This is a genomic window from Bacillus sp. ABR, assembly GCF_056172715.1.
The window spans coordinates 478,897-495,590 of sequence record NZ_JAOYSL010000001.1; the positions used below are offsets into that span (position 1 = coordinate 478,897).

Sequence of the window (16,694 nt, forward strand, 5' to 3'; positions counted from 1 at the left end):
GTAATGTATCGAAGTCTTATCTGACGTTCGCTGTGTGTTTTTTTCGATAGACTTCTGGCCATTTTTGACTGGCGAGGTCAGGGTTATCTTGATAGTCAATCGGAATATCAATGATCACGGGTCCTTCTATGTTTATACCCTTTTGAAGGACGGTTGAAAGCTCCTCAGGTGAGTTGACCCGTAATCCAGTCGCTCCAAAGCTTTCCGCATATTTCACTAAATCGATCTGTCCGAATTCAACGCAGGATGTACGGTCATATTTCATTTCCTGCTGGAACGCAACCATGTCATATGTGCTGTCGTTCCAAACAAGGTGAACGAGGTTTGTCTTTTTGCGGACAGCTGTTTCTAACTCCATTGCGGAGAAGAGAAAACCGCCATCACCCGAAACCGAAATAATCTTTTCATCTGGATTCAATATAGAAGCCGCAATTGCCCATGGTAATGCGACGCCTAATGTTTGCATGCCGTTACTCACCAAGAATGAGTTCGGTTCATAGACGCGGAAGTGACGGGACATCCAAATCGCGTGAGATCCGATATCACATGTGACCTTTGTGTCATCAGGAATCAGGCGTCTCAATGTATGAATGACATCCAGCGGGTGAGATCGATGACTTTCTCTTTCTGGTGCCTTTTCAATGTCGCTTAATAGCTCCTGTAATTCGGTGACTAATTCTATGTTCTCTTTGCATAGAGAAAGAGGAACACTGTCATGCGCTAGATGTTTGACGGTTTCAGAAATATTGCCTACAAGTTCAAGCGCTGGCTCATAAAAATGGTCAATATCTGCCTGCATGTCATCAACATGGATGATCTGGCGCTGCTGCGGCTGAAGATTCCAATGCTTCGGATCATACTCGATTGGATCAAAGCCAATGGTCAAAAGGACATCTGCTTGTTCAATGAGAAGGTCACCCGGCTGATTACGGAATAAGCCGATTCTGCCTACATATTGAGGCTCGAGCTCTCTTGAGAGAACGCCGGCTCCTTGATACGTTTCAACAAATGGGATACCAAGTGTTTTTAATAATGCTCTTGTGGCATTTGCAGCAGCTGGACGACTGGCTTTCATTCCCACAATCGCAATAGGTAAGTGTGCATTTTGAATTTTGGCGATAGCCGAACTGATGAGAGCATCCGGTGCAGGACCTAATTCTGGAGAAGGGTGAGCAGACACTGCTGTTTGTGTGGTGTGTTCTGTCACGACATCTTGTGGAAAGCTGATAAATGCTGCTCCAGCCTGCCCTTTTTGTGCCGCGCGAAAAGCATTTGTTAATGCTTCTGGTATATTATGAACGTCTTGTACTTCAACACTATATTTGGTGACTGGTTTGAATAATGCCGCATTGTCGAGTGATTGATGTGTTCGTTTCAGACGATCTGCACGAACGACGTTTCCAGCGATTGCGACAACGGGATCACCTTCTGTATTGGCTGTTAATAGACCTGTTGCTAAATTAGATGCACCAGGACCTGATGTGACGAGACAAACACCTGGTTTGCCAGTTAAACGTCCGACAGCAGCTGCCATAAAGGCTGCATTTTGTTCGTGTCTGCATAGGACAAGTTCTGGACCTCTGTCTTTTAATACATCAAATACAGCGTCAATTTTTGCACCTGGAATGGCAAAAACATGGGTCACACCTTGAGCGATCAGCGTATCGACAATCAACTCTGCTCCTCGTCTTGTTAGGGGTTGTGCTTGAGATTTCATTTACCCCGCACTCCTTTCGGCAAGTAAAATTTTTTATGAAAATATATTTTCATGATATGATTTACTATACATTTCATAAAATAAAATTTCCAATATATGTTTAACGTAGTTTTGATATGTTTCACGAATAAGTGTGTGAGGAGTGAAAGGATGGAACTGAGACATTTGCAGTATTTTGTCACAGTAGCGGAGGAGCTGCATTTCGGCAGAGCAGCCGCACGGTTGAATATGACACAGCCTCCACTTAGTCAGCAAATTAAGCAGTTTGAGGAAGAATTGGGTTTTCCTTTATTTCACCGGTCGAAACGGGTGGTGGAGCTAACAGCTGCTGGAAAGGTCTTTTTACATGAGATTCGGGGAGTGTTGCAACAGCTTGATAAAGCGGTTGATCATGCCCGTCACACAGCAAGAGGAGAGCTGGGGAAAATCATCATAGGTTTTGTTGGAACGGCGACGTATGATATTCTGCCGCCCGTTGTACGTGAATTCAGGGAGCTGTATCCCTCTGTCAGTATCGAGCTGCAGCAGCTTTCTGTTCCGCAGCAGCTAGAGGCATTGTTAAATGGTGAGATTGATATCGGTTTCTTACATCCTACAGCGCCGCATGAAGAACTAGTCAGTCGTTTGATGAAGCAAAGTGAATGTATTTTTGCGATTCCAAAAAATCATCGATTGGCTCAACAAGAGACTGTCACGATTGAAGATATCCGTCATGAACCGATTATTTCTTTATCACAGGAATCGTGGCCGTCCCTTTATCAGCACTTTGTCCTGCTATGTGAAAAGTACGGATTTTCTCCAAATATCGTGCAGGAAGCGGCGGAATATCAAATGATCATTGGCCTTGTCACAGCAGGGATCGGTATTGCGGTGATTCCGAAATCAGCCCGGCGTCTATTTAATCTGGATGTTGTTTATCGAGCCATTGAGGGTGAACAGCTTCTGGCGGAATGGACGATTTCCTATAGACGGGAAAATCATAATCCCGCTTTATTTCATCTTGTCCACCATATCCTGCATCGCACCGAGCTAGAATAAGAGGTATAGGGAACGGGTTATGGTATGATGTCGTTACATTAAAAGGAGGCGTACCTGAATTGATTACATTGCAAATGGATCAGCTGTCACGAAAAGAGGCATATAAATTATTATCTGGTTCTATCGTTCCAAGACCGATAGCGTTTATTACAAGTCTATCTAAAGAAAATGTCGTCAATGCCGCACCATTTAGTTTCTTTAATGTCATCAGCGGACACCCGCCGCTCATTGCCGTTTCTATCGGACGACGTGAAGGTCAGATGAAAGATACTGCGCAGCATATCATCGATAGGGAAGAGTTTGTCGTTCATGTGAGTGATGAAGACATGATAGAAGATATTAATGAAACAGCTGCTACATTGCCGGTTGAAGAGAGTGAGCTGGAACGAACCGGTCTTCATCAAGTAGAGAGTCATGTCATTTCAGTGCCGGGAATCAAGGAAGCGCGCATTCGTTTTGAATGTCAGCTGGAAAAGCATCTCACCTTTCAAAATGATGAAGGGGAGATCACGGTCGATCATATCATTGGCCGGGTTGTATGTGCACATTTAGATGAGGGTGTTTATGATGTAGAAAAAGGCTATGTTTCTACTAATGAACTGAAACCAGTCGCGCGCCTAGCAGGTAATGATTATGCCCATTTAGGCACGTCATTTGTGCTGAAAAGACCACAGTAATCAAAAAACCCCCGAGTGATGCTCGGGGGTTCTGTTTATTTCTTCTGTTCTAATTTCAGTGGAGCTGCGATGTTCTTTTGTACTTTTTTCCCTTTTAATACGTCGTTTGCAGCACCGACTGCCAGTTGACCGATCAGCTCTGGCTGCTGCGCAACTGTTGCAGAGAGTTTTCCTGCTTTGATTGAGCTGAGTGCATCTTCGTTCCCGTCAAAACCAACGACGAGAATGTCTTTTCCGGAGCTTTGAATTGCCTCTAGCGCGCCAAGTGCCATTTCATCATTGTGGGCAAAAACGGCTTTGATGTCAGGGTTTCCTTGAAGGAGGTTTTCCATGACATTCAGTCCTTTTGTCCGGTCGAAGTCAGCAGCTTGTTTCGCTGTCACTTTTAAGTCTTTATCTGCTATTTGATGGAATCCTTTTCCTCGCTCACGTGTAGCGGAAGCGCCTGGTACGCCTTCTAATTCAGCGACTTTTGCTCCTTTGCCGAGCTTGTCGATGATAAAGTTAGCTGCCATTTCGCCGCCTTTGACGTTATCTGAGGCGACAAGTGCTTCTACCTTTCCACTTTCGGCTGAGCGGTCTAATGTGATGACAGGTATATCAGAAGCGTTCGCTGATTCGACAGCGGTTGATATAGCAGATGAATCCGCTGGGTTGATGAGCAATGCGTCGACACCTTGCTGAATTAAATCTTCTACATCACTTGTTTGTTTAGCTGAATCATTTTGTGCATCTGCAATCACGACGTCAATGCCTAGCTTTTTCGCTTCTTTTGTCACACCGTTTTTCAAAGAAACGAAGAATGGGTTATTTAATGTCGAGATTGACAGCCCGATTTTGATGTCTTTTTTCTTGCCATCCTTTGATGACTTGGCCCACTCAGGTGGTTCAAGTGAGCAGGCAGAAAGCATGAACAATGAGAGAGTCAGGATGAGAATAAGATATTTTTTCATAGCAGCTGCCTCCTTAAGCAGATTTCTTTCTGTCTAGCAGGACTGCAATCAAGATGACAATCCCTTTCACAACAGATTGATAGAATGATGAAACACCAAGTAAGTTCATACCATTGTTCAGGACACCGATAATGAGTACCCCGATGAGTGTGCCGACAATTCGTCCTCTTCCGCCGGACAGGCTTGTCCCGCCAAGTACGACGGCAGCAATGGCGTCAAGCTCATAGGACGTACCAGCTGTTGGCTGTGCAGAATTCAGACGAGATGTTAAGATCGCACCTGCTAAGGCAGACATGAAGCCTGCTAATGAATAGATCATAATTTTCACGCGCGGTACTTTGATGCCTGAGATGAGAGCCGCTTTTTCATTCCCACCGATCGCATATGTTCTTCTGCCGAAAGGCGTTTTATGAAGCAGTACCCAAAGGACGATAAAGGTGAGAAGCATCGTGATTGCTGGAACAGGAATACCTAAGAAATATCCTCTGCCAAATAATTGGAATGCATAGTTAGAGCCAAGCCCAGTAATCGGGTTTCCATCTGTATAAACGAGTGTCAAACCTCTGAAAATCGTCATCGTCGCAAGTGTTGCGATAAAAGGAGCCATTTTTCCTTTTGTGATTAAAAGACCGTTAATCATCCCAAGAACTGCACCGATGATACAGCCGACGATAATGGCTAAAATCGGGTCCAGGCCAGAAACGATAAAGCCGGCAGTCAGGGCACTGGACAGTGCAAGTATGGCTCCGACTGATAAATCAATGCCTCCAGTTAAAATAACAAACGTCATCCCAAAGGCAATGAGGGCATTAATGGAGATTTGTCTCAGTAAGTTTAAGATGTTTAAAGGCTCTAAAAAGGCCGGGTTTAAAATAGAAACAATGGCGACAAGGATGATGAGTCCTAAGAATGGCCCAAGCTTTTGCATGATGTGGTCAAATCGTCCATTTGAAGTAAGTGGTTTCATGTTACTTCCCTCCTGTAGCTAGTGTCATAATTCGTTCTTGTGTTGCTTCTGTTTTGTCTAATTCTCCGCTGATGGTTCCTTCATGAATGACGAGTACTCGATCGCTCATCCCGAGTATCTCTGGGAGTTCAGAGGAGACCATTAAAATGGCAACGCCTCGATCGGTCAGTTCATTCATTAACTGATAGATTTCTCGTTTCGCTCCGACGTCAACACCTCGTGTCGGTTCATCTAAAATCAAGACCTTTGGCTGTATGCCGATCCATTTGGCGATGACGACTTTTTGCTGATTTCCACCAGACAGGCTACGGGCAGAAATATCAGAGGAAGCCGTTTTAATCGTCAGTCGTTTGATGAGCAGGTCGACAAAATCCTGTTCATTTTTCTTATCAATCAGTCCCTTTGGAGAGAAGCTTTTTAAGTTTGGCAGACCGATGTTTTCTCGGATGGATGCATCAAGCATGAGCCCTTCATCCTTGCGATCCTCTGTGATAAAGCCGATACCGAGCTTGACAGCATCACTTGGTTTTTTAATAACAGCCTTTTTTCCGTGAACCCAGATTTCTCCTTGGTCAAGAGGATCAAGGCCAAAGAGTGATCGCATCATTTCGGTCCGGCCAGCCCCCATTAAGCCTGCAACACCGACGATTTCTCCAGCTTTAACTGAGAAACTGATATCTTGAAATTGTCCTTTTTTCGTTGCTTTTTTCACCTCAAGGACAATATCTCCTGTAGAAGGCGTACGCTCGGGATATCGATCTGTCAATTCACGACCGACCATTTTTTTGACGACTTCATGGAAATTCGTTTCAGGTATGGCTTTCGTATCGACCGTTTTCCCATCACGCATGATCGTAATCCGGTCACAGATTGCGAAGATTTCCTCCATACGGTGAGAAATATAGACGATAGAAACGCCTTCTTTTTTGAGAGATTCAATGACCTGGAAGAGCTTTTCAATTTCACGTTCCGTTAGAGCTGCTGTCGGCTCATCCATGATGATGACTTTCGCATCGGTCATTAATGCCTTTGCAATCTCAATCATTTGTTTTTGTCCAACAGAACAGCTGCCTGCCTCTTGATCAAGCGAGAGATTCACAGACAACCGGTCCAGTTGCGTTTGGGCGAGGACCTTCATTTTCTTTGTGTCTAGCAGTCCGAGCTTCGTATAGATTTCTTTTCCGATGAATAGGTTCTCCAAGACGGTCATATCCGGCCATATGTTGAGCTCCTGATGAATGAAGGCGATGCCGTGCTGTTCCGCTTCCTTCGGATTTTTGAAAGCGGTTTCTTTTCCGTCGATTTGTATCGTTCCTTGATCTAAAGAATAAAGACCTGTAAGCAGGTTCATTAAAGTTGATTTTCCCGCACCATTTTCACCCATGAGTGCGTGGACTTCGCCTGTGACGAGGTCAAAGGAGACCCCGGAGAGAACGGTGTTTTTCCCAAAAGCCTTATGGATGTTATGCATCTCTATGTTCATATCTGGCTCCTCCTTTTAAAAGATGACACCGGCATGAAGAATGCAGTTTGCGTATGGGGTAGCTTCACCCGTTCGAATGACTGCTTTTGCCTGTTTGGTCATGTCTTTGAACGTCTCGTGGTCTACTTCATGTAATGGTTTTGAGAACGCTTTCTTAAGAAATAAATGATCTCGTTCATTGGCCTCTTTGATTTCACTAGCCACAGTCATGTTTTCAACAGCCATTTCTTGAAGAAGGAGGGAGGTGACCTCCTGAAAGGACGGTGTGCCGATCGATAATGCCAGGTCAATTTTGACTGGACCTTCTGGAATAGGGAGGCCGCAGTCTGCGATAACGATTGTATCTGTATGGCCAAGGTCAGCAAGCACCTTGGCAATATGGCTGTTTAGGATGCCGTTTTTTTTCATTTCTTTTTCTCCAATTCTTCTCTTGTTGGCATGCCGCCTTGTGCGCCAAACTTTGTGACAGATATTGATGCTGCAAGATTGGCAAAGGCAAGTGCATCATAGAGGGATTTGCCTTCTGTTAAGGCGACAGCCAAGGCTCCGTTAAAGGTATCGCCAGCTCCTGTTGTATCGACTGCTTCTACAGGTACACCTGGAACTAATACTTCTTTCGATCCATCAAAATATCGAACCCCATTTTTCCCTTCTGTGACTAGTAATTTGTTAGGGTATTGACGCAAGGCATCTTCAATTGGCAGACCATCGAACATAAGAACAGCTTCGTGTTCATTCGGTGTAATGTAAGCAGCCTGATTTAAAACCTGCTGCGATACTTTGCGGGCTGGTGCAGGGTTTAAAATCACAGGGATTTCTTTTTCACTGCAAATGGCACAGACCGCTTCGACCGTTTCTTCAGGTATTTCCTGCTGGATAAGAACCATCCCGATATCATCAATTGTAGAAAGAGCATCATTTACATAGTCAGGAGTGACCTCATTATTTGCCCCTTTGACCACGACAATGCTGTTATCACCTTCTGCTAAAATGATATGAGCTGTGCCGCTCTCCATTTCGGTAACCGGTTTCATATATGAGGTACGGACACCTTGTGCTTGTAAATTACTGAGAATTTCCTGACCGTAAGCGTCATCACCAACTCGGCCGACCATATATACATCTGCACCGAGTCTGGCACTTGCGACAGCTTGATTGGCACCTTTTCCGCCTGGGACCGTTTTAAACGATTCGCCTAAAACCGTTTCACCGGCATTTGGCCGTTTATCTGATGTGACGACTAAATCCATTGAACAGCTTCCTACTACAACAATATGACTCATTGTGAATCCACCTTTCTTGTGGTCTCTCGTTCAATAAAAGAGACGGGCATTTGAATAACTGGCTGATCTATCGGTTGTTTCTGAATCGCTTTGATTAACAGCTGTGCCGCTTCTTTCCCCATCTCATAGGCGGGCTGCCTAATGGTCGATAAGGAAGGGAAAAGCAGCTCGCTTTGCGGAATATCATCAAATCCAATGATTTGAACGTCTCCTGGAATGGCTTTTCCGATACGAAGCGCTTCATGGATGACCGCTGTTGCGACGATGTCATTGCTGGCAATGATCCCATCTGTTTCAGGGTACAGCTGGAAGAGGGCTTTGGCGCTTTTTCGGGCTTCTTGAAAGGAAAAGGAAGCATTAGACATCACATGAAAGTCGACACCTGTATCCGTGAGAACATCGAGTGCGCCCTTGAAGCGCTGCCGAGCTGTTTGTAGATGGGCAGGTCCTTTTAGCAGTGTGATCTGCCGGCTGCCGCGTCTAATTAATTCCATTGCGGCCATTTTCCCGCCAGCTGCAGCATCTGCAAAAACAGAAGGTGCATGTGGAACGGTTCGATCTAAAAACACAACAGGTAAATCATCATCGTTGTATATATCTGATTCAGGTTCATTTGTGACTGCGATGACACCGACCACTTGATTTTGTTTAAAGGTTTGTAAGTAGGCCATTTCCTTCTCTCGATCCTCATCACTGTTCCCGAATAATAACCGAAAACCGTGCGCATGAATCTCATCCTCAACACCTCTAGCCAGCTGAGGAAAGAAGGGGTTTGTGATATCAGGCAAGATTAAGCCGATTAAGCGTGATTCTCTTTTGAAAAGGGATCTAGCCACTTCATTGGGAAAGTAGTTCAACTCCTGCATCGCTTGTGTCACGCGGGTTTTCGTATCTGAATGGACGTATCCAGTATCATTGAGCACGCGTGAAACAGTGGCAACAGACACTTGTGCAGCTTTTGCAACATCTTTAATGGTAGCCAATGGAGAGCCTCCCTTCATGAGTGTGTAACCGTTTACACACATAGATTATCACGAAAGCATCAAAATGACAATCTAAAAAAAATAAAAAAAGAAAAGAAAGATGATTTCTTCCTTTTCTTAACTAATAATACCTGTTTGTGTAATGTTCACTTTCACTTTTGGAATGATTTTCACCTTCGGATAATCGGTGACCCAGTTCATTTTCATATATTCATCATAGTGTCTTACCCGGTATTTTCTGCCAAGGCTGAGAACGTCAGAATTTGCTTCTTGCAGGGCTGCAATCACTTTTTCGGCTTCTTTTGTGAAAATAGCTGATAGCCTTTTATTTAACATTTCAATTTTTTTATCTGTATCTAAATTGTCTTTCGGGTATTCAAGAACAGAGGTGGTGAATTCAAACTCAAGAGAAAAGGTTAAGTTTCGGTGATCAGGATTGACGATTTTAATGTCTCTTTTTGAATCGGTTACTTGAACGGTGATGTAATTGTTCTCTTTTAATTTCATATCACTACTTACTTTTTTCGTGAAGTTCGCATAACTGCCCATTTTTCCATCCATAATGGTGAGCAGAATGGCATCCTGGGCATAGAGTTCACCTTTCTTTTTTTCATTATCAAATAAGGCAACCCCCTTCACACTCGTTAACTTTTTTGACTTATCGTAGTAGAGTAACGGCAGTGTAAAATCCTCACCGGTTTGCAGCATTTTGGACCTGATGTTTTGAATGTTCTTAGGTGAAACTTGTGAGGAGCGTGATGCAGAAGTGATCAGGTTATTTAAATAGTCGCTCACAATCAGTTTTTCCTTGAGTAGAGAATTGATCAAGTCCACACAGCTCCCGCCTTGCACCACCGCCAAATTTGCGAGTAAAGGGCTTTTCGGATCACGATAAAACATATCTAAGTAAGGGAGCAGCCGGTTTTGGGCAAATTCATCACCGATCAGCAGCACACGCATTTTCGACATATCAATTTTTTGGTCTACACTACGGCTAAAGTTGCTTCTTGCTTTTCTTAAAGTAGGCGCCTCGGTTGTGAGAACAGTGGTTAAATAACTGCCAGAATTCCCTTGCTGCATACTTTGAGACTGCTGTACCTTTCGATAGGTAATCGAATATCTTGCATTGTCATCCTCTCCTTGATCAACAGCTGAAGTTAAAACGAGAGAGATGTCTTTTAATAGGTTTTGATCCCAGCAGCCAGGCATGAAAATGAGGGAAACGCACATAAGCAGTGTCAACATGTACTTATGATGCATGTGATTTCACCTTCTTTTTGCGATGTTTGATCAAGATAATAACGGCCATCATGATCGGAAGGGTGTAAATAAATGAATATTGTGCAACGGTGGTAAAGTCATTAAAGCGTTGAATTCTAAAGTTATCAGTAGAAAGAAAACAGCTGACAGCATAAATCAAAATGGCAAAATAGTAGACATATTTCTTGTGATTTTTTTTCTTCAAAATACTGGCCACACCATTTGCACAAAAGTACAGATAATTGCTGAGTGTGGCTAAAATGACGAAACCCCAGATACTAAGAAAAATTAAATCAGTCCTTTCGATGACTCCGAAAGTAATGGTTTTTAATAAATACACAACAGGATTTGGAATCAAATCTAGCTCAGCCGGACTGAAAAACATAAAACAAATTAATGTAATAAATAGGTAGTAAAGCGTCGTGCATATATTTGAAATGGTCATCACTTTATATCGTTCCTTAATGGTTCCCTTCATCATCGGAGAGATCATCAGAATCATCTCAAATCCATTCAGTGACAGTACCACATCCTTTAATCCAAGCGGAATTTGAGAAAGATCTGTTTTGAAAAAAGGCAAGAGGTAGTCAATATTGGTGCCTTTTAATGCATAGAACATCAAAAGAGAGAGGAAGAGTATTAAGGGTGTCAAAATAAAATTAAACCTGACAACGGCTGTAATTTTCTCTTTTGCGATATAGATGATGCATATGACCAGTAATAGATTTATGACCCAGTTTGGTGTGAGCGGGAGCACCCAGATGCCAAGAATCCTAGTGAATATAGATAGTACAACAATACAAACGGAGGCAAAATAGAGCGCATAGAGCACGACCAAGGTACGTCCAATCCATTTTCCAAAGACTTCAATCAGCGCATGGAAGAACGATGTCTCAGGATACTTGTAGATGATATAAAGAAAAATCGTATTGATGATTTGGATGAAAAAACACGCTAAAATAATCGCCATCCAGCCATCGTGCCCCATGTCTTTCATCAGCAAATGGGGGAGTGCTAAAATACCGACACCAATTTGAGATTGGACGATAAAACAGACAGCTTGAGGTGGAGAGAGTTTATTTTTCATTTTTCTTTGTCCACCCTCTCAGTTGTTCAACTTGTTTTTTCTTTTGCGGATTTAAATAAACAGGGCGGTTCTTGTACATCCACATTGGGAGTCGAATCACCGTATCTTTTAAATCCTGCCAGTTAAATGGAGCAACAGGTGATAAATATGGCACCCCTAGTGATTCAAGGCGGCATAAATTCATGAGAATGAGAGTGAGTCCGAATGAGATGCCGATAAACCCAAACATTGATGCCATAAGCATGAGCGGGAAACGAAGCATCCTGATGGTGGCTGTCATTTCAAATGACGGAAGTACAAACGAAGCAACAGCGGTCACAGCGACCACAATCACTAGGACATTCGAGATGAGCCCTGCTTGTACAACCGCATCCCCAATGACCAAACCCCCTACGATTCCAATCGTTTGCCCGATTGGTTTAGGCAGACGCACCCCAGCCTCACGTATAAGTTCAATCGTGATCTCCATCAGCATGGCCTCTATCAATGGAGGAAAGGGAATGCCAATAATAGAGTTCTTCATCGTAATAGCTAGTTCATCTGGGACAACCTCATAATGAAACGCAATAACAGCAATATAAAAAGATGGCAAGACAACAGCGATGAAGAAGGCAAGATACCGAAGAATACGAATAAACGTAGCAGGAATCCAGCGGCTGTTATAATCATCTGGTGACTGAAAGAAACTAAAAAAGGTCACGGGAAGAATGATGGCCATAGGACTCCCATCCATCAGCACTACAATTCGACCTTCAAGAATGGCAGATCTCACCTTATCTGGACGTTCTGTATCAATCAGCTGCGGAAAAATAGAAAATGAATCATCCTCAATTGCCTCAACGATAGAGCCAGGACTTAACAGTGTGTCTACTTTAATAGAAGAAATCCGTCTGTTGACCTCTTCGACCTTTTCTTGATTGGCAATATCAGATATATAAACCGTCGCAAGCTTTGTTTCCGATTTTGTACCGATCTTATGATATTGAATGGCGAGCTTTCGATCATTTAAATGGGAACGCAGTAAGTAGATATTGGTATCAAGACTTTCAACAAATCCATCATGTGCGCCTGCGATAATACTTTCCGAAGAAGGTTCAGAAATAGAGCGCAGCGGAGGCTGTCCAACAGCAAATAGCTTAATTTGTGAGGAGTTTTCATCCAGAAAGGCAATACTTCCTGCAATAATACTGTCTGTGATCAGCGTCAAGTCGCCTGTTTCAAGTGTGCTAAGAGATTTTGTGTAATCCTGCTTTCCAGGAGGGCCTAACAAGTTACCGATGATGAAATCATTTAGTTTTCCTTCATCTATTCTTGTTTTAATAAAAAACAGCGCAGATTTCGTTTCATTCACCATTAATTCTCGGTATTCAAAATCGCCGCTTTGCTGAAATGTTTTTTTCAGGATCCGGATTTTTTCCTCAAAGCTTCCTGATAAAAAATGCAGGCGTGTTTGCTCATTGGTGTTTGGCATCTTTAGCCTCCTCTCACAGATTTTTTAACCATAGTGTAAGCGAAGAAGCGAATTTTATTCGTCATCATTGGGGAAAGCATGACATGAGCTGACAACTTTCAACTAAATTCATATTAAAAATGTTAAGAAATGATGAATCTTGATAAAAACAAATGAATAATGTTTCATTGTTTAGGTCATAAGGTGCGAATCTCGTAAAGAGAAGGTACACCGAAATGATCAAAGTTTTACATCTTATCCCAATTTTTCGTGACCTAAAAATAAGCAGATGACTTGATTTTTTTAGAGGTGACCTTTGTCATAGGTCAACACACAGCAATCTGACCAAGGAGAATGACTTTCTAACCTGTTCGTTCAAAAATATAAAACATTCCAAAACACGCACTATTCATTTAAAGCGCTGATATGACTGATGTTATAGAGAATAACGGTCTTTAAAACATTGATTCAAAATACATCTTAATAATTGTCGAAAAATTTAGGGAGAAAAGGACAAAAGATTTTCGGATCATTGATGTTAACGCTTTCTCTTGAATTCAGCAGAAATTCAGACTGATTTTTGTCCGTCTTTTGGCCTTTTCATTTAAAGGATAGGTAGGCAAAAAAGCCTTTTGATTAGAGGAATTTGGCATACGAGGAAGTGAAAGATTATGTTACATAATACCGATTGTGATTTTATGCTGAACAGATATACTGTTGATTGAATTTACATATCACACTCATAAAAAAAGGAGATGTAGATAGCGATGTGGTTAATCGTTATAGCCTGTGTCATCATGTTAGGGATTGGCTTTATTGAAAAGAAGCGTCATCAGAAAAATATCGATGCCCTGCCGGTGCGCGTCAATATTAATGGTATTCGCGGAAAGTCTACCGTCACAAGATTGACAACCGGTATCTTAATGGAGGCAGGTTATAAAACTGTCGGTAAAACAACGGGAACGGATGCAAGAATGATTTATTGGGATACGCCAGAGGAGAAACCGATTAAAAGGAAACCGCAAGGACCGAATATCGGAGAGCAGAAGGAAGTTATGAGAGAAACAGTTGAAAGAGGAGCAAATGCCATCGTCAGTGAATGTATGGCGGTAAATCCAGATTACCAAATTATCTTTCAGGAAGAGCTGCTTCAAGCAAACATTGGCGTAATCGTAAACGTTCTTGAAGATCATATGGACGTCATGGGGCCAACACTTGATGAAATAGCAGAAGCCTTTACAGCGACAATTCCTTACAATGGACACTTGGTTATTACGGATAGTGAATATACGGATTTCTTTAAAGAGATTGCGAAAAAACGCAACACAGAAGTCATTGTTGCAGATAATTCCAAGATTTCTGATGAGTTTTTGCGGAAATTTGAGTACATGGTTTTCCCAGATAATGCTTCACTGGCACTTGGTGTTGCCCAAGCATTAGGGATTGATGAAGATACGGCATTCAGAGGAATGTTAAATGCGCCACCTGATCCAGGAGCGATGAGAATTCTTCCATTAATGGACGCGAAAACACCTGGACACTTTGTAAATGGATTTGCGGCAAATGACGCATCCTCTACATTGAACATTTGGAAGCGTGTGAAAGAAATTGGATATCCAACAGATGAACCGATTATTATTATGAACTGCCGTGCGGATCGAGTAGATAGAACGATCCAGTTTGCGGAGGATGTACTTCCTTATATTGAAGCAAGTGACCTTGTTTTAATTGGTGAAACAACAGATCCAATTGTGAAGGCATATGAGGAAGGGAAAATTCCGGCTGACCACTTACACAACCTTGAATATCAATCTACAGAACAAATTATGAATATGCTTGAGAAAAAGCTTCATAATCGAGTGGTTTATGGAGTCGGCAATATCCATGGTGCCGCTGAACCGTTAATCGAAAAAATTCAAGAATACAAAATTAAGCAGCTTGTCAGCTAGGAGGAAATATAGAAAATGTTCGGATCAGATCTTTATATCTCGTTAATTTTAGGAGTTCTACTCAGTTTAATCTTTGCAGAAAAAACAGGAATCGTACCAGCTGGACTTGTTGTCCCAGGTTATCTGGCGCTCGTATTTAATCAGCCAGTCTTCATTTTAGTCGTCTTATCTGTCAGCTTGCTTACGTATGTGATCGTTCGTTTTGGCTTATCAAAATTCATGATTTTATACGGACGCAGAAAGTTTGCTGCGATGCTGATTACAGGGATTGCCTTAAAACTGATATTTGATTTCTTCTATCCAGTCGTCCCATTTGAAATAGCAGAATTCCGCGGAATTGGAATCATCGTTCCTGGATTGATTGCGAATACGATTCAAAAGCAAGGTCTTACAATTACCCTTGGAAGCACGTTACTTCTAAGTGGTGCAACATTTGCCATCATGTATGTTTACTATCTATTTTAAGATAAGGTGTGTCCAATGATGAATAAAAAATTGAGCTTTCAGGAAAAGCTGCTGAAAATCACAAAGAACCAAAAGAAAAAGACGAATAAACACGTACTCATTGCTTTACCGATCGTCATTGCTTGTACATTTCTATTTACGTTTATCGGGAAAGCACAAGTGCCCACTGTACAAAAGAATCCAGAAAACATCCTGACCGCTTCGTTTGTCGGTGACATTATGTTTGGAAGAAACGTAGAGAAAGTAACAGACCGCTATGGTAAAGAGCATCTCTTTCGCTATGCCAAGCCATATTTTGATGTGTCAGATTATGTGACAGGAAACTTTGAGCATCCAGTCGCAACAGATAAAGAACAGGCAGCCCAAAAGAATATTCATTTAAAAACAGATGAAGATTCTGTCCAAGCATTGAAGAATTTGAATTTCTCTGTCTTAAACTTTGCGAATAACCATGCGGCAGACTATGGTGAAAAAGGGCTGAACAATACAATCGATGCCTTTGAACAAACTGACATGGATTATACAGGCGCAGGTCGTAACCTCCAAGATGCGAAGCAGAACATTTCATACAAAGAAGTAAATGGTGTCAAAATTGCTACGCTTGGTTTTACAGATGTGTATGGGAAAGATTTCAAAGCAACGAATCGCCAGGCGGGTATTCTGCCAGCCGATCCATCTATCTTTATTCCGATGATTTCGCAGGCTGCTGAAAAGGCAGATATTGTCGTTGTTCATGCTCACTGGGGACAGGAGTACAACAATGAAGTAAACGACAGGCAAAGAGAATTGGCAAGAGCGATGTCTAAGGCCGGAGCTGATATCATTATCGGTGCTCACCCGCACGTCCTTGAACCAATGGAAGTCTATAACGGAACGGCGATTTTCTATAGCCTAGGCAACTTTATTTTTGACCAAGGCTGGTCAAGAACACGTGATTCTGCACTTGTTCAGTATCATCTGAATGAAGATGGAAAAGCGACATTTGAAGTTGTCCCAATGTACATCAAAGAAGCAACACCTGCTCCAGTAAAAGCAGGATCTCTTGAATCAAAAGCGATTATCCGTATGCTGACCAATGGAACGAATGCGGATTGGAAAGAAAAAGACGGACACATTTTCTTTGAAGTAGATCACGCTGATAAAGTTAAAAACTTAAAAGAAAACGGAGGGAAAGAGAAGAAATGAAATTCCTAAAAGCAAGCTGGCCGTTTGTTGCGTTAATTTTAGTCTTTGTCTTTATGTCTGCTTTTAAATTTAGTGACAGTCTGACAGATCACGAAAAACAAAAGATTTCGGTTGAAATGCAGAAAATTGAACAGCAAAAGCAGTCAAAAGCGGAAGCAGGTAAATAACCTAAATAGGAGAAAGGGCACGCACATCGC

General features: G+C 42.3%; 16 protein-coding genes. 6 read left to right on the forward strand and 10 right to left on the reverse strand.

Features of this window, described 5'->3' with window-relative positions; genetic code table 11:
* Positions 1-16 precede the first annotated feature (16 nt).
* Positions 17-1,717: an acetolactate synthase AlsS gene (gene alsS, locus OIT90_RS02405; RefSeq protein ID WP_151284876.1), complete on the reverse strand. Its 1,701-nt coding sequence runs from the start codon at positions 1,715-1,717 to the stop codon at positions 17-19.
* A gap of 150 nt (positions 1,718-1,867) precedes the next feature.
* On the opposite strand from alsS, the gene alsR reads away from it, so the two are divergent.
* Positions 1,868-2,755 (forward strand): acetoin biosynthesis transcriptional regulator AlsR, encoded by an 888-nt coding sequence (alsR, locus tag OIT90_RS02410; protein WP_039181993.1) that lies wholly within the window; start codon positions 1,868-1,870, stop codon positions 2,753-2,755.
* Positions 2,756-2,829: 74 nt separating this feature from the next.
* Positions 2,830-3,432: a flavin reductase family protein gene (locus OIT90_RS02415; protein WP_376765052.1), complete on the forward strand. Its 603-nt coding sequence runs from the start codon at positions 2,830-2,832 to the stop codon at positions 3,430-3,432.
* A gap of 35 nt (positions 3,433-3,467) precedes the next feature.
* On the opposite strand, the gene rbsB is transcribed toward OIT90_RS02415, so the two are convergent.
* From rbsB to OIT90_RS02460, 9 genes are all read right to left on the reverse strand, one after another.
* Positions 3,468-4,385 carry a ribose ABC transporter substrate-binding protein RbsB gene (rbsB, locus tag OIT90_RS02420; protein WP_041087924.1) on the reverse strand — a complete coding sequence of 306 codons (918 nt, stop codon included), beginning with the start codon at positions 4,383-4,385 and terminating at the stop codon, positions 3,468-3,470.
* Between the two features lie 13 nt (positions 4,386-4,398).
* Positions 4,399-5,352 (reverse strand): ribose ABC transporter permease RbsC, encoded by a 954-nt coding sequence (rbsC, locus tag OIT90_RS02425; protein WP_260774941.1) that lies wholly within the window; start codon positions 5,350-5,352, stop codon positions 4,399-4,401.
* Position 5,353: 1 nt separating this feature from the next.
* Positions 5,354-6,835 (reverse strand): sugar ABC transporter ATP-binding protein, encoded by a 1,482-nt coding sequence (locus OIT90_RS02430; RefSeq protein WP_268501984.1) that lies wholly within the window; start codon positions 6,833-6,835, stop codon positions 5,354-5,356.
* Between the two features lie 15 nt (positions 6,836-6,850).
* Positions 6,851-7,243 carry a D-ribose pyranase gene (gene rbsD, locus OIT90_RS02435; protein WP_039181978.1) on the reverse strand — a complete coding sequence of 131 codons (393 nt, stop codon included), beginning with the start codon at positions 7,241-7,243 and terminating at the stop codon, positions 6,851-6,853.
* The gene (gene rbsK, locus OIT90_RS02440; RefSeq protein ID WP_474892217.1) at positions 7,240-8,118 is read right to left on the reverse strand and encodes a ribokinase; all 879 of its coding nucleotides are present in this window, start codon (positions 8,116-8,118) and stop codon (positions 7,240-7,242) included. The genes rbsD and rbsK overlap by 4 nt, the downstream gene beginning before the upstream one ends.
* On the reverse strand, positions 8,115-9,101 hold the full coding sequence (locus tag OIT90_RS02445) for a LacI family DNA-binding transcriptional regulator (RefSeq protein WP_039181973.1): 987 nt from the start codon (positions 9,099-9,101) through the stop codon (positions 8,115-8,117). The genes rbsK and OIT90_RS02445 overlap by 4 nt, the downstream gene beginning before the upstream one ends.
* A gap of 117 nt (positions 9,102-9,218) precedes the next feature.
* Positions 9,219-10,361 (reverse strand): Ger(x)C family spore germination protein, encoded by a 1,143-nt coding sequence (locus OIT90_RS02450; RefSeq protein WP_126682399.1) that lies wholly within the window; start codon positions 10,359-10,361, stop codon positions 9,219-9,221.
* Positions 10,351-11,448, reverse strand: a complete 1,098-nt coding sequence (locus OIT90_RS02455; RefSeq protein WP_126682398.1) for a GerAB/ArcD/ProY family transporter — start codon at positions 11,446-11,448, stop codon at positions 10,351-10,353. The genes OIT90_RS02450 and OIT90_RS02455 overlap by 11 nt, the downstream gene beginning before the upstream one ends.
* A complete protein-coding gene (locus OIT90_RS02460) occupies positions 11,438-12,919 on the reverse strand; it encodes a spore germination protein (RefSeq protein ID WP_144491560.1) in 1,482 nt (493 codons plus the stop codon). The genes OIT90_RS02455 and OIT90_RS02460 overlap by 11 nt, the downstream gene beginning before the upstream one ends.
* A 746-nt stretch (positions 12,920-13,665) precedes the next feature.
* On the opposite strand from OIT90_RS02460, the gene pgsB reads away from it, so the two are divergent.
* The 4 genes from pgsB to edmS are packed head-to-tail and all read left to right on the forward strand — an operon-like array spanning position 13,666 to position 16,664.
* On the forward strand, positions 13,666-14,847 hold the full coding sequence (pgsB, locus tag OIT90_RS02465; RefSeq protein WP_039181962.1) for a poly-gamma-glutamate synthase PgsB: 1,182 nt from the start codon (positions 13,666-13,668) through the stop codon (positions 14,845-14,847).
* Between the two features lie 15 nt (positions 14,848-14,862).
* Positions 14,863-15,312, forward strand: a complete 450-nt coding sequence (gene pgsC, locus OIT90_RS02470) for a poly-gamma-glutamate biosynthesis protein PgsC (RefSeq protein ID WP_007497520.1) — start codon at positions 14,863-14,865, stop codon at positions 15,310-15,312.
* Positions 15,313-15,330: 18 nt separating this feature from the next.
* Complete coding sequence (locus OIT90_RS02475; protein WP_144491559.1) at positions 15,331-16,497, forward strand: CapA family protein; 1,167 nt, start codon at positions 15,331-15,333, stop codon at positions 16,495-16,497.
* Positions 16,494-16,664, forward strand: a complete 171-nt coding sequence (edmS, locus tag OIT90_RS02480) for an extrachromosomal elements maintenance protein EdmS (RefSeq protein WP_087976066.1) — start codon at positions 16,494-16,496, stop codon at positions 16,662-16,664. Before OIT90_RS02475 ends, edmS begins: the two co-directional genes overlap by 4 nt.
* The last annotated feature ends 30 nt before the right edge of the window (positions 16,665-16,694 follow it).